General features: G+C 63.4%; 17 protein-coding genes and 1 pseudogene. 15 read left to right on the forward strand and 3 right to left on the reverse strand.

Features of this window, described 5'->3' with window-relative positions:
* The first annotated feature begins 17 nt into the window (after positions 1-17).
* Both AC19YT_RS04830 and AC19YT_RS04835 read left to right on the forward strand, forming a co-directional pair.
* A complete protein-coding gene (locus AC19YT_RS04830; RefSeq protein WP_500609845.1) occupies positions 18-1,085 on the forward strand; it encodes a phosphotransferase family protein in 1,068 nt (355 codons plus the stop codon).
* A gap of 26 nt (positions 1,086-1,111) precedes the next feature.
* Complete coding sequence (locus AC19YT_RS04835) at positions 1,112-1,879, forward strand: SDR family oxidoreductase (RefSeq protein ID WP_095111132.1); 768 nt, start codon at positions 1,112-1,114, stop codon at positions 1,877-1,879.
* Positions 1,880-1,888: 9 nt separating this feature from the next.
* Here AC19YT_RS04835 and AC19YT_RS04840 read toward each other — a convergent pair whose 3' ends face one another.
* The gene (locus AC19YT_RS04840) at positions 1,889-2,692 is read right to left on the reverse strand and encodes a sulfite exporter TauE/SafE family protein (protein WP_500609846.1); all 804 of its coding nucleotides are present in this window, start codon (positions 2,690-2,692) and stop codon (positions 1,889-1,891) included.
* Positions 2,693-2,841: 149 nt separating this feature from the next.
* Here AC19YT_RS04840 and AC19YT_RS04845 point away from each other — a divergent pair, with 149 nt between their 5' ends.
* Positions 2,842-3,705, forward strand: a complete 864-nt coding sequence (locus AC19YT_RS04845) for an MBL fold metallo-hydrolase (RefSeq protein WP_500609847.1) — start codon at positions 2,842-2,844, stop codon at positions 3,703-3,705.
* Between the two features lie 9 nt (positions 3,706-3,714).
* Here AC19YT_RS04845 and bkdR read toward each other — a convergent pair whose 3' ends face one another.
* Entirely contained in the window at positions 3,715-4,203 is a 489-nt protein-coding gene (gene bkdR / locus AC19YT_RS04850) for a Bkd operon transcriptional regulator BkdR (protein WP_095111129.1), read from the reverse strand.
* A gap of 196 nt (positions 4,204-4,399) precedes the next feature.
* Here bkdR and AC19YT_RS04855 point away from each other — a divergent pair, with 196 nt between their 5' ends.
* The 9 genes and pseudogenes from AC19YT_RS04855 to AC19YT_RS04895 all read left to right on the forward strand — a co-directional run bounded on the left by AC19YT_RS04855 (position 4,400) and on the right by AC19YT_RS04895 (position 13,431).
* Positions 4,400-5,635 carry a 3-methyl-2-oxobutanoate dehydrogenase (2-methylpropanoyl-transferring) subunit alpha gene (locus AC19YT_RS04855; protein WP_095111128.1) on the forward strand — a complete coding sequence of 412 codons (1,236 nt, stop codon included), beginning with the start codon at positions 4,400-4,402 and terminating at the stop codon, positions 5,633-5,635.
* A 1-nt stretch (position 5,636) separates the two neighbouring features.
* On the forward strand, positions 5,637-6,695 hold the full coding sequence (locus tag AC19YT_RS04860; protein ID WP_095111127.1) for an alpha-ketoacid dehydrogenase subunit beta: 1,059 nt from the start codon (positions 5,637-5,639) through the stop codon (positions 6,693-6,695).
* Positions 6,696-7,976, forward strand: a complete 1,281-nt coding sequence (locus tag AC19YT_RS04865; protein ID WP_095111126.1) for a dihydrolipoamide acetyltransferase family protein — start codon at positions 6,696-6,698, stop codon at positions 7,974-7,976. It begins immediately after the preceding gene.
* 3 nt (positions 7,977-7,979) lie between these two features.
* Positions 7,980-9,371 carry a dihydrolipoyl dehydrogenase gene (gene lpdA, locus AC19YT_RS04870; protein ID WP_500609848.1) on the forward strand — a complete coding sequence of 464 codons (1,392 nt, stop codon included), beginning with the start codon at positions 7,980-7,982 and terminating at the stop codon, positions 9,369-9,371.
* Positions 9,372-9,496: 125 nt separating this feature from the next.
* A complete protein-coding gene (locus tag AC19YT_RS04875; protein ID WP_095111124.1) occupies positions 9,497-10,516 on the forward strand; it encodes a branched-chain amino acid aminotransferase in 1,020 nt (339 codons plus the stop codon).
* A gap of 274 nt (positions 10,517-10,790) precedes the next feature.
* A pseudogene (locus AC19YT_RS04880) lies at positions 10,791-11,411 on the forward strand (T6SS effector phospholipase Tle3 domain-containing protein); the annotation flags it as partial.
* Entirely contained in the window at positions 11,338-11,595 is a 258-nt protein-coding gene (locus AC19YT_RS04885) for an effector protein Tle3 domain-containing protein (protein WP_500609849.1), read from the forward strand. The pseudogene AC19YT_RS04880 and the gene AC19YT_RS04885, both read left to right, overlap by 74 nt.
* On the forward strand, positions 11,573-11,779 hold the full coding sequence (locus tag AC19YT_RS04890; protein WP_500609850.1) for an effector protein Tle3 domain-containing protein: 207 nt from the start codon (positions 11,573-11,575) through the stop codon (positions 11,777-11,779). The genes AC19YT_RS04885 and AC19YT_RS04890 overlap by 23 nt, the downstream gene beginning before the upstream one ends.
* Positions 11,776-13,431 carry a type VI lipase adapter Tla3 domain-containing protein gene (locus AC19YT_RS04895; RefSeq protein WP_500609851.1) on the forward strand — a complete coding sequence of 552 codons (1,656 nt, stop codon included), beginning with the start codon at positions 11,776-11,778 and terminating at the stop codon, positions 13,429-13,431. Before AC19YT_RS04890 ends, AC19YT_RS04895 begins: the two co-directional genes overlap by 4 nt.
* 60 nt (positions 13,432-13,491) lie before the next feature.
* Here AC19YT_RS04895 and AC19YT_RS04900 read toward each other — a convergent pair whose 3' ends face one another.
* Complete coding sequence (locus AC19YT_RS04900) at positions 13,492-13,833, reverse strand: FKBP-type peptidyl-prolyl cis-trans isomerase (protein ID WP_095111217.1); 342 nt, start codon at positions 13,831-13,833, stop codon at positions 13,492-13,494.
* A gap of 304 nt (positions 13,834-14,137) precedes the next feature.
* Between AC19YT_RS04900 and AC19YT_RS04905 the strand changes: the two genes are divergently transcribed.
* From AC19YT_RS04905 to AC19YT_RS04915, 3 genes are all read left to right on the forward strand, one after another.
* Entirely contained in the window at positions 14,138-14,764 is a 627-nt protein-coding gene (locus AC19YT_RS04905) for a DJ-1/PfpI family protein (protein ID WP_500609852.1), read from the forward strand.
* Between the two features lie 96 nt (positions 14,765-14,860).
* On the forward strand, positions 14,861-16,681 hold the full coding sequence (locus tag AC19YT_RS04910) for a monovalent cation:proton antiporter-2 (CPA2) family protein (protein WP_095111215.1): 1,821 nt from the start codon (positions 14,861-14,863) through the stop codon (positions 16,679-16,681).
* Positions 16,682-16,885: 204 nt separating this feature from the next.
* Positions 16,886-18,544: a GMC family oxidoreductase gene (locus tag AC19YT_RS04915; RefSeq protein ID WP_500609853.1), complete on the forward strand. Its 1,659-nt coding sequence runs from the start codon at positions 16,886-16,888 to the stop codon at positions 18,542-18,544.
* Positions 18,545-18,617: the final 73 nt, after the last annotated feature.

The raw sequence follows: 18,617 nt of genomic DNA on the forward strand, positions 1-18,617 counted from the left end.
AAGCAGAAGGGATAAGCATGACGCTTACTGACCAGTCCACCCCCATTCGCCCCGGCGAAGAACTCGATGTCAGTCTCATCGACCCCTACCTCAAGGCGCACATTCCCGGCCTGAGCGGCACCCCACGGATCAGCCAGTTCCCGGGCGGCGCCTCGAACCTCACCTACCTGCTGGAATACCCCGGCCAGGAATTCGTGCTGCGCCGCCCGCCGTTTGGCCACAAGGCCAAGTCCGCTCACGACATGGGCCGCGAGTTCCGCATCCTCAACCAACTCAAGGACGGCTTCCCGTATTGCCCCAAGGCTTACGTGCACTGCACCGACGAAGCGGTGATCGGTGCCGAGTTCTATGTGATGGAGCGGGTCAGCGGCATCATCCTGCGCTCAGAACTACCCCCGGAGCTGGGCCTGGACGCCAGCAAGACCGAGGCCCTGTGCAAAAGCTTTATCGACAAGTTCGTTGAGCTGCACCGCGTCGACTACCGCGCCTGCGGCCTGGCGGACCTGGGCAAGCCCGAAGGCTATGTGGAGCGCCAGATCCGCGGCTGGAGCGAGCGCTACGACAAAGCCCTGACCCCCGACGCGCCCAAGTGGGAAGCGGTCAAGGCCTGGCTCAAGGACAAAATGCCCGCCGACCACCCGACCTCCAGCATCGTGCATAACGACTACCGCTTCGACAACGTGATCCTCGACCCCCACAACCCGATGCAGATCATCGGCGTACTGGACTGGGAACTCACCACCCTGGGCGACCCACTGATGGACCTGGGCAACAGCCTGGCCTATTGGATCGAAGCCGGCGACCCGGCGCCCGTGCAGTTGATGCGGCGCCAGCCCAGCCACGCGCCCGGCATGCTCACTCGCCGAGAATTTGTCGATTACTACGCCGAACGCGCGGGCATTCGCATCGATAACTTCGATTTCTACTACACCTACGGCCTGTTTCGCCTCGCCGGCATCGTGCAGCAGATCTACTACCGCTTCTTCCACGGCCAGACCCAGGACAAACGCTTCGCGCAGTTCATTTCGATGAACAAGTTGCTGGAGCACATGAGCCTGCAAGTCATCGCCAAATCCAGCCTCTGATCGACGGCTTATAACAAGGAAAAACCATGTCCAAGACTCAGTTGTTCGACCTCGATGGCAAGATCGCTTTCGTCTCCGGCGCCAGCCGCGGTATTGGCGAAGCCATCGCCAAACTCCTGGCCCAGCAAGGTGCCCACGTGATCGTGTCGAGCCGCAAGCTCGAAGGCTGCCAACACGTTGCCGACGCGATCATCGCCGATGGCGGCAAAGCCACCGCCGTGGCCTGCCATATCGGTGAAATGGAACAGATCGGCCAGGTCTTCGCCGGCATCCGCGAGCAGTTCGGGCGCCTGGACATCCTGGTCAACAACGCGGCCACCAACCCACAGTTCTGCAACGTGCTGGACACCGACCTAGGCGCGTTCCAGAAAACTGTCGATGTGAACATCCGTGGTTACTTCTTCATGTCGGTGGAAGCCGGCAAGCTGATGCGCGAAAACGGCGGCGGCAGCATCATCAACGTCGCATCCATCAACGGCATTTCACCGGGCGTCTTCCAAGGCATTTACTCGGTGACCAAAGCAGCGGTCATCAACATGACCAAGGTGTTTGCCAAGGAATGCGCGCAGTTCGGCATCCGCTGCAACGCCCTGCTGCCGGGCCTGACCGACACCAAATTCGCCTCGGCCCTGGTGAAAAACGACGCGATCCTCAACACTGCCCTGGCCCAGATCCCCCTCAAGCGCGTGGCGGCCCCCAGCGAAATGGCCGGCGCCGTGCTGTACCTGGCCAGCGACGCTTCCAGCTACACCACCGGTGTGTCGTTGAACGTGGATGGCGGTTTCCTTTCCTAAAAACGCCTCCTAACGTGCGGCCGTGTACAGCATGTACGCGGCCGAGCCCAGGCACAGGCTGGCGAACCCCACCTGCAACAGCCGCGCCGGCACCCGCCCGGACACCCCGCGGCCCACCAGCATGCCCACGATGGCCGCCGCGATAAACGCGCCACCCGTGGCGTCGATAACCACCCCGGCCCGCAGCGCCCCCACCACCCCGACCGCCGAAATCAGGCAGATCACCATGAGCGACGTGGCGACGATGCCGCGCATCTGCACATCGGTCAGTTGCTTGAACGCCGGCACGATCAGAAACCCGCCGCCCACCCCCAGCAACCCCGACACCACGCCGGTCACCGCCCCCAACGCCGCCAGAGTGGCCGAGCATTTGGCGGTCCAGGCCAGGCGCCCCGTCTGCTGGTTGAGCAGGCAGTTTTTCTGCCCCCAGGATGCGCTGCCGTGGTCGCTCGGCCCGGGCGCTGGCGCCTCACGGCGCAACATGCGCCAGGCCACCAGCATCATCAGGAGGCTGAACAGGCCCATGAGGATTTTTTCCGGCAGGCGATGGGCCAAGTAGATGCCAATGGGCGAACACAGCGCGCCGAGCAAGGCAATCAACAATGCGGCGCGGTAACGCACCAAGCCGTGGCGTAAGCCATCCAGGGCGCCCACCGCCGCCGCACTGCCCACCGCCAGCAACGCCACGGGCGCGGCTTGGGTCATGCTCCAACCCAGGCCCAGCACCAAGGCCGGCACCGCCAGAATGCCGCCGCCGGCGCCGGTCAGGCCCAGCACCAACCCCATCACCCCACCCAACAACATCGCCAGCATATAAAACCCGTAATCAGTGGCCGCTCCGGTGATCCGGTCGCGAATCGGCGACAGGATACTGCCCAGGCATCAACAGAAACACCCTGGCACTGGTCAGCAGCGCGCGCACTTCACTACCCTTGCGCAATCTTCTGAAAAGGTTCGCCCCTATGCCTGCCCAAATCCAAGCCTTTTTCGACAAAGACACATCGACCTTTTCCTACATTGTGTTCGAGTGCGATGGCAGCGAATGCGCCATTGTCGACCCTGTCCTCAACTACGACCCCGCTTGCGCCCGCACGGCCACTACCCAGGCCGACCGCCTCATGGCCTTTGTTCACGAACACCGGTTGCGTGTGCAGTGGTTGTTAGAAACCCATGCCCACGCCGATCACCTGTCCGCGGCGCCCTACCTGCGGGCACACCTGGGCGGCAAGATCGCTATCGGCCAAGGCATCACCCAGGTCCAAAGCGTGTTCAAGACGTTGTTCAACCTGAAGCCACCCTTCGCCGTCGATGGCTCACAGTTCGATCACCTGTTCGGCGCCGATGAGGATTTCCGTATCGGCAATCTGCGCGCCCGAGCGCTGCATGTGCCCGGCCATACCCCGGCGGACATGGCGTACCTGATTGAAGACGAGGCGATTCTGGTAGGCGATACCCTGTTCATGCCCGATGCCGGCACCGCCCGTTGCGACTTCCCCGGCGGCAGCGCCAAGCAGTTGTTCGCCTCGATCAAACGCTTGCTGGCCTACCCGGCCGCTACCCGCCTCTATGTCTGCCACGACTACCCGCCCACCGAACGCACTGCATGCCACCAAACCACGGTGGGAGAGCAGCGCCAGTACAACATCCACGTGCGCGATGACATCGATGAAGCGACATTCGTCGCCATGCGCACCCAGCGCGACGCCACCCTAGGCATGCCAGCACTGTTGCTACCGGCCGTGCAGGTCAACATCCGCGCCGGACATTTGCCGGTAGCGGAAGACAATGGCGTCGTTTACCTGAAAATTCCGCTCAATCGCCTTTGAACGGCTTGCCTAGCCTTCCACCGTCAACCCATTGGCCGGCAACGGCAACGCGGTTTTATAGCGCACCTGCTTGAGGGCAAAACTGGAGCGGATATTGGCCACCCCCGGCACCTTGGTCAGAAAATCCAGCATGAACCGCTCCAACGCCTGGATGGTCGGCACCAGCACCCGGATCAGATAGTCCGGGTCGCCGGCCATCAGGTAGCACTCCATGACTTCCGGGCGGTCGGAAATCGCTTCCTCGAAATGCTGCAACGCCTCTTCTACCTGTTTCTCCAGGCTGACGTGGATAAACACATTGACGTGCAGGCCCAACAGCTCGGCGTCTAGCAGCGTCACTTGCTCGCGGATCAAGCCCAGTTCCTCCATCGCCTTGACCCGGTTAAAGCATGGGGTGGGCGACAGGTTGACCGACCGGGCAAGGTCGGCGTTGGTGATGCGGGCGTTCTCCTGAAGGCTGTTGAGAATGCCGATATCGGTACGATCCAGCTTGCGCATGAGACAAAACCACCTGTTTTTTATGTTTATGCAGATTTTTTATCTGCAAATCACCTCCAACGCAACGAAACACAGATAAATATTCTCCTGCCCCCGGCCTATGATTGTTGTAGGACAATATTTCGCCTACCCGGCGAAGGACTGTCAGCTAAGCGCGCCCACTACAAGAAATTCACAAGATAGAGCGTAGAAAGCCATGACCCAGCAGTACGAACCGCTGCGCCTGCACGTTCCCGAACCCTCCGGCCGTCCCGGCTGCAAAACCGACTTCACGTACCTGCGTCTGACCGATGCCGGCACCGTGCGCAAACCTGCCATCGACGTCGAACCCGCCGACACCGCCGACCTGGCCAAGGGCCTGATCCGGGTGCTTGACGACCAGGGCAATGCCTTGGGCCCATGGGCCGAAGGCGTGCCCGTGGAGATCCTGCGCAAGGGCATGCGCACCATGCTCATGACGCGGATCTTCGACAACCGCATGGTGGTGGCCCAGCGCCAGAAGAAAATGTCGTTCTACATGCAGAGCCTCGGCGAGGAAGCCATCGGCAGCGCCCAGGCCCTGGCGCTCAATGTCACCGACATGTGCTTCCCCACCTACCGCCAGCAAAGCATCCTGATGGCCCGCGAAGTGCCGTTGGTGGACCTGATCTGCCAGTTGCTGTCCAACGAGCGCGATCCGCTCAAGGGCCGCCAACTGCCGATCATGTACTCGGTGCGTGACTACGGCTTCTTCAGCATCTCCGGCAACCTCGCCACCCAGTTCGTACAAGGCGTGGGCTGGGGCATGGCCTCGGCGATCAAGGGCGATACCAAGATCGCCTCGGCCTGGATCGGCGACGGCGCCACCGCCGAATCGGACTTCCACACCGCCCTCACCTTTGCCCACGTCTACCGGGCGCCGGTGATCCTCAACGTGGTCAACAACCAATGGGCAATCTCCACCTTCCAAGCCATCGCCGGTGGTGAAGCCACCACCTTCGCCGGCCGTGGCGTGGGCTGTGGCATCGCCTCGCTGCGGGTCGATGGCAACGACTTCATCGCGGTCTACGCCGCTTCCGCCTGGGCCGCCGAACGGGCGCGGCGCAACCTGGGGCCGACCCTGATCGAGTGGGTGACTTACCGCGCCGGCCCGCACTCGACCTCGGACGATCCGTCCAAGTACCGCCCCGCCGACGACTGGAGCCACTTCCCGTTGGGCGACCCGATTGCCCGCCTCAAGCAGCACCTGGTGAAAATCGGCCAATGGTCGCAGGAAGAACACGCGGCGGTCAGCGCCGAACTCGAAGCCCAGGTGATCGCCGCGCAAAAAGAGGCGGAGCAGTACGGCACGCTTTCCGGCGGGCAGATCCCGAGCGCGGCGAGCATGTTCGAGGATGTCTATAAAGAGATGCCGGAGCACTTGAAGCGCCAGCGTCAAGAGTTGGGGATCTGACATGAACGATCACAACAACCAAATCGAGCTGGAAACCGCCATGACCACCACTACCATGACCATGATCCAGGCCCTGCGCTCGGCCATGGATGTGATGCTTGAGCGTGACGACAACGTGGTCGTGTTCGGCCAGGACGTGGGCTACTTCGGCGGCGTGTTCCGTTGCACCGAAGGCTTGCAGACCAAGTACGGCACCTCCCGGGTGTTCGACGCGCCGATCTCCGAAAGCGGCATCATCGGCGTTGCCGTGGGCATGGGCGCCTATGGCCTGCGGCCGGTGGCGGAAATCCAGTTCGCCGACTACGTGTACCCGGCCTCGGACCAGATCATTTCCGAAGCGGCGCGCCTGCGCTACCGCTCGGCGGGCCAGTTCACCGCACCGATGACCATGCGCATGCCCTGCGGCGGCGGCATCTACGGCGGCCAGACCCACAGCCAGAGCATCGAAGCGGTGTTCACCCAGGTCTGCGGCCTGCGCACCGTGATGCCCTCCAACCCCTACGACGCCAAGGGCCTGCTGATCGCCTCCATCGAAAACGATGACCCGGTGATCTTCCTGGAGCCCAAGCGCCTGTACAACGGCCCGTTCGACGGCCACCACGACCGCCCGGTAACGCCGTGGTCCAAACACCCCGCCGCACAAGTGCCGGACGGCTACTACACGGTGCCACTGGATGTGGCTGCCATCACCCGCCCAGGCAAGGACGTGACCATCCTCACCTACGGCACCACCGTCTATGTCTCGCAAGTGGCGGCCGAAGAATCCGGCATCGACGCCGAGGTCATCGACCTGCGCAGCCTGTGGCCGCTGGACCTGGAAACCATCGTCAACTCGGTGAAAAAAACCCGCCGCTGCGTGATCGTCCACGAAGCCACCCGCACCTGCGGTTTCGGCGCCGAGTTGGTGGCGCTGGTGCAAGAGCATTGCTTCCACTACCTGGAAGCGCCCATCGAGCGTGTCACGGGTTGGGACACGCCCTACCCCCACGCGCAGGAATGGGCGTATTTCCCTGGGCCGTCCCGCGTGGGCGCGGCTTTGCATCGGGTCATGGAGGTTTAAATGGGTACGCACGTCATCAAGATGCCGGACATCGGCGAAGGCATCGCAGAAGTAGAACTGTCGGTGTGGCACGTCCAGGTCGGCGACATGGTGGTTGAAGACCAAGTGCTGGCCGATGTCATGACCGACAAGGCCATGGTCGACATCCCCTCCCCGGTGCACGGCAAGGTCATCGCCCTGGGCGGCCAGCCCGGCGAAGTGATGGCCGTGGGCAGCATCCTTATCAGCATCGAGGTCGAAGGCGCGGGTAACGTCAAGGATGCGCCGCCCGCCGCGCCCGCCAAGGTTGCGCCGGTCGAAACCGCGCAAGCGGCCCCGACGCCAGCGCCCGCAATGGCGGCCCCACTGGCCAAACCCGCTGTCCCCGTCAGCCGCCCAGCGCCACAGGCGCCCGTGGCACGTAGCGCCGACGAGCGCCCACTGGCCTCGCCAGCGGTGCGCAAGCATGCGCTGGACGCCGGCATCCAGCTACGCCTGGTCCAGGGCAGCGGCCCCGCCGGGCGCATCCTGCACGAAGACCTCGACGCCTACCTCGCCCAGGGCACGGCCCGCGCCGCGGCCCCGGCGGCGTACGCCGAGCGCCATGACGAGCAGCAGATCCCGGTGATCGGCATGCGCCGCAAGATCGCCCAGCGCATGCAGGACGCCACCCAGCGCGCCGCTCATTTCAGTTATGTCGAGGAAATCGACGTGACCGCCGTGGAAGAGCTGCGCGCCCACCTCAACGAAAAACACGGTGCCAGCCGCGGCAAGCTGACCTTGCTGCCGTTCCTGGTGCGTGCCCTGGTGGTGGCCCTGCGCGACTTCCCGCAGATCAACGCCCGTTACGACGACCAGGCCCAGGTCATCACCCGCCTCGGCGCGGTGCACGTGGGCGTCGCCACCCAGAGCGACGTGGGCCTGATGGTGCCGGTGGTGCGCCATGCCGAAGCCCGCAGCCTGTGGGACAGCGCCGCGGAGATCGCACGCCTGGCCAACGCCGCGCGCAACGGCAAGGCCAGCCGCGATGAGCTGTCGGGGTCGAGCATCACCCTGACCAGCCTGGGCGCGTTGGGCGGCATCGTCAGCACCCCGGTACTTAACCTGCCGGAAGTGGCCATCGTCGGCGTGAACAAAATCGTCGAACGGCCGATGGTTATCAAAGGCCAGATCGTGGTTCGCAAAATGATGAACCTCTCCAGTTCCTTCGATCACCGGGTGGTCGACGGCATGGACGCGGCGCTGTTTATCCAGGCCATCCGTGGCCTGCTCGAGCAACCCGCCAGCCTGTTTGTGGAGTAAGACATGCAACAGACGCTCAATACCACGCTGCTGATTATCGGCGGCGGCCCTGGCGGCTATGTGGCGGCCATCCGCGCCGGCCAACTGGGGATCACCACCGTCCTGGTCGAAGGCCAGGCCCTGGGCGGCACCTGCCTGAACATCGGCTGCATCCCGTCCAAGGCCTTGATCCACGTCGCCGAGCAACTGCACCAGACCCGCCAGCACAGCCAGGGCTCGGCCCTGGGCATCCAGGTCGCGGCGCCCACCCTGGACATCGGCAAAAGCGTGGAGTGGAAGGACGGCATCGTCGATCGCCTGACCAGCGGCGTCGCGGCCCTGCTGAAAAAACACAAGGTTCAGGTCATACAGGGCTGGGCGCGGATTGTCGACGGCAAGACCGTCGAGATTGAAGGCGCCAACACACGCATCCAGTGCGAACACCTGCTGCTGGCCACCGGCTCGAAAAGCGTCAACCTGCCGATGCTGCCCATTGGCGGGGCGATCATTTCGTCCACCGAAGCCCTGGCGCCCACCTCGGTGCCCAAGCGCCTGGTGGTGGTCGGCGGTGGCTACATCGGTTTGGAACTGGGCACGGCCTACGCCAAGCTCGGGGCCCAGGTCAGCGTGGTCGAGGCCCAGGAGCGCATCCTACCAGCCTACGACGGCGAACTGACCCAGCCTGTGCACGAGGCACTGAAGAAACTCGGCGTGAAGCTCTACCTCAAGCACAGTGTCGAGGGCTTCGACGCCCAGACCAACACCCTGCAAGTGCGTGACCCCCAGGGCGAACGCCTGAACCTGCCCACCGACCAGGTGCTGGTGGCCGTGGGCCGCAAAGCCAACACCCAAGGTTTCAACCTCGAAGCCCTGGACCTGGCGATGAACGGCTCATCGATCAAAGTCGACAACCGTTGCCAGACCAGCATGCGCAACGTCTGGGCCATCGGCGACCTCAGCGGCGAACCGATGCTCGCCCACCGCGCCATGGCCCAAGGCGAGATGGTCGCGGAAGTGATCGCCGGCAAACACCGCGAGTTCAACCCCACCGCCATCGCCGCCGTGTGCTTCACCGACCCGGAACTGGTGGTGGTCGGCCAAACCCCGGACGAAGCCAAGGCCGCCGGGCTGGACTGCGTCGTCGCCAACTTCCCGTTCGCTGCCAACGGCCGGGCCATGAGCCTGGAATCCAAGGCCGGGTTCGTGCGGGTGGTGGCACGGCGCGACAACCATGTGATCCTCGGTTGGCAAGCGGTGGGCGTGGGCGTCAGCGAGCTGTCTACGGCGTTCGGCCAGTCCCTGGAAATGGGCGCGCGCCTGGAAGACATCGCCGGCACCATCCACGCTCACCCCACACTGGGCGAAGCGGTGCATGAAGCCGCCCTGCGGGCACTGGGGCACGCGCTGCACATTTAGTCAGTGTTGAGCGTGTGGGAGCGAGCCTGCTCCCACACAGCCGCGCAATGGAGTATCGTTGCGCCCATCCAGCAAAAACCAGAAGCCTGCTTCGACCAGGCGGATGTCAAGTGATAGAGGGTGTCATGGGTAACGAAAGCATCAATTGGGACAAACTGGGTTTTGACTACATCAAGACTGACAAACGTTTTCTGTCTTACTTTCGCGACGGCGAGTGGGACAAAGGCACCCTGACCGAAGACAACGTGCTGCACATCAGCGAGGGCTCCACTGCCCTGCACTATGGCCAGCAATGCTTCGAAGGCATGAAGGCCTACCGCTGCAAGGACGGCTCGATCAACCTGTTCCGCCCGGACCAGAATGCCCTGCGCATGCAACGCAGCTGCGCGCGCCTGCTGATGCCGCATGTGCCGACCGACGCCTTTATCCAGGCCTGCAAGGACGTGGTGCGCGCCAACGAGCGCTTCATCCCGCCGTACGGCACCGGCGGCGCGCTGTACCTGCGCCCGTTCGTGATTGGCGTGGGTGACAACATCGGCGTGCGTACCGCACCCGAGTTCATCTTCTCGATCTTCTGCATCCCGGTGGGCGCCTACTTCAAGGGCGGCCTGACCCCGCACAACTTCCTGATCTCCGGCTACGACCGCGCCGCCCCCAACGGCACCGGCGCCGCCAAGGTCGGCGGCAACTACGCCGCCAGCCTGATGCCCGGCTCCCAGGCGAAAAAAACCGGCTTCGCCGATTGCATCTACCTGGACCCGCAGACCCACTCGAAAATCGAGGAAGTCGGCTCGGCCAACTTCTTCGGGATCACCCATGACGACAAGTTCGTCACGCCGAACTCGCCGTCGGTCCTGCCGGGTATCACCCGCCTGTCGTTGATCGAACTGGCCAAATCGCGCCTGGGGCTGGAAGTGATTGAAGGCGACGTATTTGTCGACAAACTGGCCGATTTCAAAGAAGCCGGCGCCTGCGGCACCGCTGCGGTCATCACGCCCATCGGTGGCATCAGCTACAAGGATCACCTGCACGTGTTCCACAGCCAGACCGAAGTCGGCCCTGTGACCCAGAAGCTCTACAAAGAGCTGACCGGCGTACAAACCGGCGACATCGAAGCGCCAGCAGGCTGGATCGTCAAGGTCTGATCTTCCCAGCGTAAAAAAGCCCACCCCTTCTAGCGAAGCGGGTGGGTTTTTTTTGACTCCAAGTTGCCCCCGTGGGCGTTCTGTCTCTGCTCCAGGCTCCTGCCCTCACCCCACGGGCAGCATGAGCATTTTCGGATCGGTCCTACTCGTGCATGGCCCCTGTCCGACATGTGGTTTCACTTACCCCATGCTCATATTTGTGCGCTCAGGCGAACCGCTATCCCTTTCCCGTAGATGAGCGTCCGTCGCCCTCAGCCACACAAGGACGCCCCCGATGAGCAACCCCACCTACGCCGTAATCGCCGAACTGCGCACCCGGCTTGTGCCGAATCGGCCGAGCGATCGACTGATCGCCATCCCTCGGGATATGCCCGGTATTGTGATTTTTTTGCATGGCGTCAATGACCCCGGCGCCGCCTATGAGTCAGTGGAAACCGGGCTGATGCAAGGCTTGAACGAGCGCCTGCACCGCCCGGATTTGTGTGCGGGGCGGTATGGGGCGGACTTCGCGGCGGCGAAGGCGACCCCGGTGAAGGAGCGGCGCGGTAGCGCCGAGGAAGTCGCCGACGACCCCGACACCTACCTCTACAAACGCAGCACCGATAAAACCACCCGCAGTTGTTTCATCCCGTTCTACTGGGGGTATCGCGCTGCGCCCAACGAGATAAAACGCGACAAGAACGGCGACCCGACCAAGCTGCGCACCCAGTATCAGGACGTTTTCGACAATCGCCTGGACCGCCACTTCGCCAAGGGCGGCGGGTTTTTCGCCAATGCCACCAACAACCTGCTGGAAATGTTCGGCGAGGGCTTCAGCAAAGATGCTCAGCCCGGTCGGTTATTTCTTGATCGAACGCGAAGAAACCCCCAACGAAATCCGCGCACGCCTGGCAGTCGACCCCAACGAATGGGGCAACAACAGTTATCACTCGGCGGTGTTGCGCAGCCCGGAAAACCACCGCTGGGTGACGGCGATGGATGTGGCGGTGGGGCAGGGTAAATGTTTGGACGATCCGCATATTCGTGAGGTGCTGATTGCGGTGGCGGATTGGCGGATTGGCGGATTGGCGGATGAGTAAGGAGCTGTTCAACGACGGGATAACACAAATGCCTGGCTGGCCAAAGCTCAGTGCCCAGGCGCGAGCCTTGGTCACTGCCAACTACCTGTACTACGACGAAGGAACATTCCCATCCCCGGAATTGGTGCCAATGACGCCGCCCCCACTGGTCAGAAGGCCCGGCCACACAGGAGGTCAATCATGAGCAGCCGACCGCGCTTAAAGGCTTTCCTCTGGATCGGGTTCGTACTGGTTCTCGGTTGGCTGACGTTCGTGACCTATCAAGCGATAACGTACTTAGAGACAGAAGAAATGACGATGAGAAACATTGCGCCACCCACCCTCGTTGGCCTGGCTGCCGTGTGCGGTGTCGTGGCGCTGCTGTATGGCGCGGTATGGGGCGCCAAGGCCCTGATGCAGTGGGTCAATCCAAGGCTGGCGGTTACGCAACCGGCGCCACTGACCGCCGAGCAAATCGCGGAACGTGAACGGACCTATGCACTGGAAATCAGGGCGGCGGGGTTAGCGGTGGATCAGGACCATCACTCCAAGATCTGGCGACTCATTCAGAAAAAGAACGACAACTTCAGTTCGATATTTTCTTCAGACCCTAAGGCGTATCCGTATGGCGCGGACAGTCGCCGTACTGTTGCCGCGCTCAATACTCGGGTTGCCTTCCGCCATTCCGCCCGCGATGCCGTGGCCTACTGGCCCTTGCCGACCTTTGCACTGGGGCCTCCTAAACAGCCACACAATATGGGCGCCGAAAGCGACATTCTCAGTGGCCGTAATAAGGCCACCCTCGGTGTAACCCTGTTCTTATGGCAGGAGGCCGATAACACCACGCATGCCCAAGCCATGCTCGAAAAGCTCTTCCAGTTTTTTGATGACCACCAGGAGGTACCTGAGGCCCTGATTATCAGCCGTGATGGTGATGTAACCCGCAGCGGTTACCGGGTCGCCGGAACACCGTGGCTCCAGGATGGCCACTTCGTACCCAAGGTTTACGAAAGCATGACCGGCCTGCTGGTATCGCGCTCGGATCGGGTCGATCAATACCTACGCCCGTTCGCCAGCAACGAAGAAGAGGACAACCAAAACAAGCGCACCGATATGGGCAAGTTATGGGCCTTCTACTGGAAGCATTCTTTTTTATTCGACGATATCTATGCGGCCAAGAAGCAGGCGGAAGGCGTGGAGAATGCGCATGGCCCCGGCACCATGCCAAGCGCCTACTGGCACGCCCAACTCCCCGAGCTGTGGCAAACCCTTAGCAATCGCGGCCCCGGCCATTTCACACCCACCCCCTGGCTACCCGTGCGCTGGGCCGAACACCAGGTCAAGGAGTTCGACGCCGCGCCCATGCTCGGTTACCTGCACCGCCCGATCAAAGTGGCGATGAGCGACGAAACCGGCAAGCGCCTCAAGCCCGCGCTACAGGTCAAAGCCTTGCAAGGCGCCTGGCTCAAAGCCCTGAACACCTTGCCCGAAGGCGCTGCCCCGGTGCGGGTATTCTACGACAGCACCGACAACATCGACGGCCTGATTGCCCTCAACAACACCCTGCACACCCTCAACACCGACGGCACCGGTATTGAGCTGGGCAATGTCGACGAAGGCTACGACCTGGGCCGTCGCCTGGGTAACACCGGGGTCAGCAGTGCGCTGGTGGCCATCAACCTGGCTACCATGGCCAGCTACCTCGATGGCGGCACCAGCGCGGTGGTCTACAACGGCAGCGACGGCAGCACCACCGTGCAAATGGTCCGCCCGCCCGACGCAGCCACCAAAGCCCACAACGCGAAAACCCGCTGGGCCGACCCCTTCCTTTTCGGCGCGCCGGGGGTGACGCAATGAAACACCCGGTTTGTTTAGGCGACGCCACCCGCCGTGGCGGGCGAGCTTTGTGTGACGGTCTCAATCGTCCCGGGTCAGCACCTCGAGCAACTCGATCTCGAACACCAGGTTCGAGTGGGGCTTGATATGGGCGCCCATGGAACGCTCGCCATACGCCAGAGGCGCCGGCACCCACAGCCTGCGTTTGCCCCCCACTTTCATTCCCATCAACCCCAGATCCCACCCTTTGATGACCCGCCCCGTGCCGATCACACACTGGAACGGCTTGCCCCGCTCGTATGAGGAATCGAACGAGGTGCCATCTTCCAGAAACCCCCGGTACTGAGTGGTAATCAAGGCCCCCTTGACCACTTCCTTGCCCTCGCCGAGCTGAATATCCGTCACCTGCAATGGCTCGTTCATGAGTGTCTACTCGTCAGTGCGCCTATGTCCGAGGCTTGAAGGGCTGGGTTTTCTCAGAAAGTGCAGGGGTTGGCAACCGTTGTCATTCACCTGCGCAGATAAATCCCGGCACAGGAAAAGCCAGCGCTAGCACTAACTCAATGGCCCAACAAAAGAAATCGCCCACCCACCCGGCCAAATCAGCGTTATCAACCATACTCAGCGCCACCGCTGAACCAGTTTGTGTGACCTCTTGTGCAGTTCCAGTAGTGAGATCCCGGTTGAGCATCCAACACCTCGCACCTCACGCCCCTCGGAAACCGCCATGCACATTGCAATCCTGACCTTTGACCGCTTCAACGAGTTGGATTCGATCATCGCCTACACCCTGTTGAGCCGCATCGCCCTGCTGGGGGACCCGCACTGGCGCGTCAGCATCGCCGCGCCCACGGCCCAGGTCACGTCGATGAACGGCCTGACCCTCAATGCCCACATCGATCTCGAAGAGGCGTGCCGGGCCGATGCGGTATGGGTCGGCAGCAGCCTGGACATCATGGATGTTTGCCAGAGCGCACCGCTCATGGCCACGCTACGGGCCCTGAACCCGCGCCGCCAATTGCTCGCCGCCCAGTGCTCCGGCACTTACCTGCTGGCCAAGCTGGGCCTGCTGGAAGACCACACCGCTTGTACCGACAACACCAGCAAGCCCTGGGTGGTGGCTGCGGGTATCAAGGTGCTCAACCAGCCCTTTCGCGCCGTGGGCAACGTCGCCACCGCCGGGGGGTGCCTGGCGTCGTCTTACCTCGCGGCGTGGCTGATCGCACGGCTCAAGGGCCAGACCGAGGCGCGAGAGGTGTTGCACAACTTTGCCCCGGTGGGGGAAAAGGATGAGTACGTCAAACGCGCCTTCGTACATATCGGGGCGAACCTGGAAACCGTAACCCAGGCCTGATTAGCGCTGCAGCGCCCCCGCCACCCCGGTAGAATCGCGCCCTGCCCGGCCGGCACCCGTCGCCGGTTCCCCGCCCAGACGTCCCGGAGTACGCCCATGCCCCACGAAGGCAACCTGTTGCAAGCCGCTGTTGTGTTCCTCTTTGCGGCGGTGCTTACCGTGCCCCTGGCCAAGCGCCTGCAACTGGGCGCCGTACTGGGTTACCTGTTTGCCGGGGTGATTATCGGGCCGTCGGTGCTGGGGTTGATTGGCAACCCGCAAAGCGTCAGCCATATCTCCGAGCTAGGTGTGGTGCTGCTGCTGTTCATCATCGGCCTGGAGCTGTCGCCCCGGCGCCTGTGGGTGATGCGCAAAGCGGTGTTCGGCGTGGGCCTGGCCCAGGTGCTGCTGACCGGTTCGGTGATCGGCACCGTGGCACTCTTCGTATTTGGCCAACCGCTCAACAGCGCGATTGTGCTGGGCCTGGGCCTGGCACTGTCGTCCACGGCGTTCGGCCTGCAAAGCCTGGCCGAACGCAAGGAGCTGACCGCGCCCCACGGGCGCCTGGCGTTTGCCATTCTGCTGTTCCAGGACATCGCTGCCATTCCCCTGATCGCTATGGTCCCGGTGCTGGCCGGTGGCGATCACTCCACCACCGCCGCCCAAGACCTCAACCACGGCCTGCAAGTGCTGGGCAGCATCGCGGTGGTGGTGATCGGCGGGCGCTACCTGCTGCGCCCGGTGTTTCGCATCGTCGCCCGCACCGGGCTGCGGGAAGTGTCCACCGCCACCGCGCTGCTGGTGGTGATCGGCACCGCGTGGCTGATGGACCTGGTGGGCGTGTCCATGGCTTTGGGGGCGTTCCTGGCCGGGCTGCTGCTGGCGGATTCGGAGTACCGCCATGAACTCGAAGCGCAGATCGAGCCCTTCAAAGGCCTGCTGCTGGGGCTGTTTTTCATCAGCGTCGGCATGGGCGCCAATATCAGCCTGCTGTTCAGCGCCCCGGCAGCGGTGCTGGGCCTAACGCTGCTGCTGATCCTGATTAAGCTGCCGTTGCTCTATGTGGTCGGCCGCCTCGCCGGGGGCCTGGGCCAACTCAATGCCCTGCGCCTGGGGGTGGTGTTGGCGGCGGGCGGCGAGTTTGCCTTCGTGGTGTTCAAGATCGGCCGCGACCAAGGCCTGTTCGAGCCGCGCCTGTACGACTTGCTGGTGCTGACCATCACCCTGTCCATGGCCCTGACGCCATTGTTGTTACTGCTGTGCGGGCGCCTGATCCAGGCCAAGCCTGCCGTGGTGCCGGTGCCCGAGCATTTGCGCAGCATCGACACCGATGCCCCCCGGGTGGTGATCGCGGGCATGGGCCGCATGGGCCAGATCGTGGCGCGGATCCTGCGGGCGCAGAACATCCAGTTCGTGGCCCTGGACACCTCGGTGGAAACCATCGAGTTGACCCGCAGTTTCGGCGGTTTGCCGGTGTTCTACGGCGACCCGATGCGCCCGGAAATCCTCAGCGCGGCCAAGGTCGAGCAAGCCGAGTTCTTCGTTATTGCCACGGATGACCCGGAAACCAACATCAAGACCGCCGAAATCGTGCGCAAGCGCTACCCCCACATGAAAATCATCGCCCGCGCCCGTAACCGCCAGCACGTGCATCGCCTGGTGGACCTCGATGCCCAAGCCGTGCGCGAAACGTTCTACTCCAGCCTGGAAATGAGCCGCCGTACCCTGGTCGGCCTGGGCCTGAGCCCGACCCAGGCGCAAGCGCGGATCGACCGCTTCAAGCTCCACGACGAACAGGTATTGGCCGCCCAGCACGCGGTCTACGACGACGCCGCCAAGGTCATGCAAACCGCCCAGGAAGCCCGCGAAGAGCTGGCGCGGCTGTTTGAATCCGACCGTTTGGACGAACAATCGGAAAAACCCGCCTCGTCGTTGTAGCACGGGCTTGCCCGCGCTCGGTCGCGTAGCGGGCGTAAAAAACGGTTTTGGATGAATGAAAAGACCGTCATCCTCGCCAGGCACTGGGCTGTGGGCGTTCCTGGGGCGAAAACGCACAAGCGGTCGGCAAAAAACTCATGTTTGTTTGGGTGCGCGAGCAACTAGGATGGTGCGCAATAACAAAAACAAACGGGGACGCCAGGGATGCAACAGCCATACGACTATGTGGTGGTAGGCGCCGGCCCGGCGGGTTGCCTGTTGGCCAATCGCCTGTCCGCCAACCCAGCGCACCGCGTGCTCCTGCTCGAAGCCGGGGGCCGCGACAACTACCCCTGGATCCACATTCCGGTGGGTTATTTGTTCTGCATCGGTAACCCACGCACCGACTGGTGCTTCAAGACCCAACCCCAACCCGGCCTGCAAGGCCGCAGCCTGAGCTACCCACGGGGCAAGGTGCTGGGCGGTTGTTCCTCGATCAACGGCATGATCTACATGCGCGGCCAGGCCCAGGACTACGACGCCTGGGCGGCCCAGGGCAACCCGGGCTGGGCCTGGCAGGACGTGCTGCCCCTGTTCAAGCACAGCGAAAACCACTTTGCCGGCGAGTCGCAGCTGCACGGCGCCGGCGGCGAATGGCGGATCGAACGCCAGCGCCTGTCCTGGCCGGTGCTCGACGCCTTTCGCGAAGCGGCCGGGCAAAGCGGCATCGCTGCCATCGATGACTTCAACGGTGGCGACAACGAAGGCTGCGGCTACTTCCAGGTCAACCAGAAGGCCGGCATCCGCTGGAACGCCGCCAAGGCCTTCCTCAAGCCAATCCGCCAGCGCCCCAACCTCACCGTGCTCACCGATGTCGACGTCGACCGCGTGCTGCTTGAAGACGGCCGCGCCAGCCAGGTCAGCGGCCACTTTCAGGGCCGGGCCCAGACCTGGCGCGCGCGTCGGGAGATCATCCTCTGCGCCGGCGCCGTCGGCTCGCCGGGCATCCTGCAACGCTCCGGCATCGGCCCCGCGCCGCTGCTCAAGCAACTGGGCATCGGCGTGCGCCACGAACTGCCCGGGGTGGGCGGTAACCTGCAGGATCACTTGCAACTGCGCCTGATCTACAAGCTGCACAACGCGCGCACCCTGAACCAGATCGCCGGCTCGTTGTGGGGCAAGATGGCCATGGGCCTGCGCTACCTGTACGACCGCAGCGGCCCGCTGTCCATGGCCCCCAGCCAACTCGGCGCCTTTGCCCGCTCCGGCCCCGAGCAGCAGCGCGCCAACCTGGAATACCACGTACAGCCCCTGTCCCTGGAGCGTTTCGGCGAGCCGCTGCACAGCTTCCCGGCGTTCACCGCCTCGGTCTGCGACCTGCGCCCCCACAGCCGTGGGCGCATCGACATCGCCAGCGCCGACCCGCGCCAGGCGCCGCTGATCCAGCCTAATTACCTGAGCCACCCCGAAGACCTGCGGGTGGCCGCCGACGCCATTCGCCTGACCCGGCGCATCGTCGCCGCCCCGGCCCTGCAACGCTTCAGCCCCAGCGAATACCTGCCAGGCGCCGAGCTGCGCAGCGACGAACAGCTGCACGAAGCCGCGGCGCGCATCGGCACGACGATTTTCCACCCGGTGGGCACCTGCCGCATGGGCCAGGGCCGCGATGCCGTGGTCGATGCCCAGTTGCGGGTGCACGGCATCCCGGGCCTGCGCATCGCCGACGCCTCGATCATGCCCAGCATCACCTCGGGCAACACCTGTTCACCCACCCTGATGATCGCGGAGAAAGCCGCACAACTGATCCTCAGCCCCGAAACCGCGGGGGCCAGGCAGGCCCCGCAAAACGCCAGGGCTGTCACGCCTGGCACCTACAGCATCTGAATCACGCAGTAAAAGGCGCCAATCCCGGCGCCGACAGTGGAACAACAATAAGTCATCACTGTGAGGGACACCC

The sequence above is a fragment of the Pseudomonas sp. MF08875 genome (assembly GCF_059862525.1).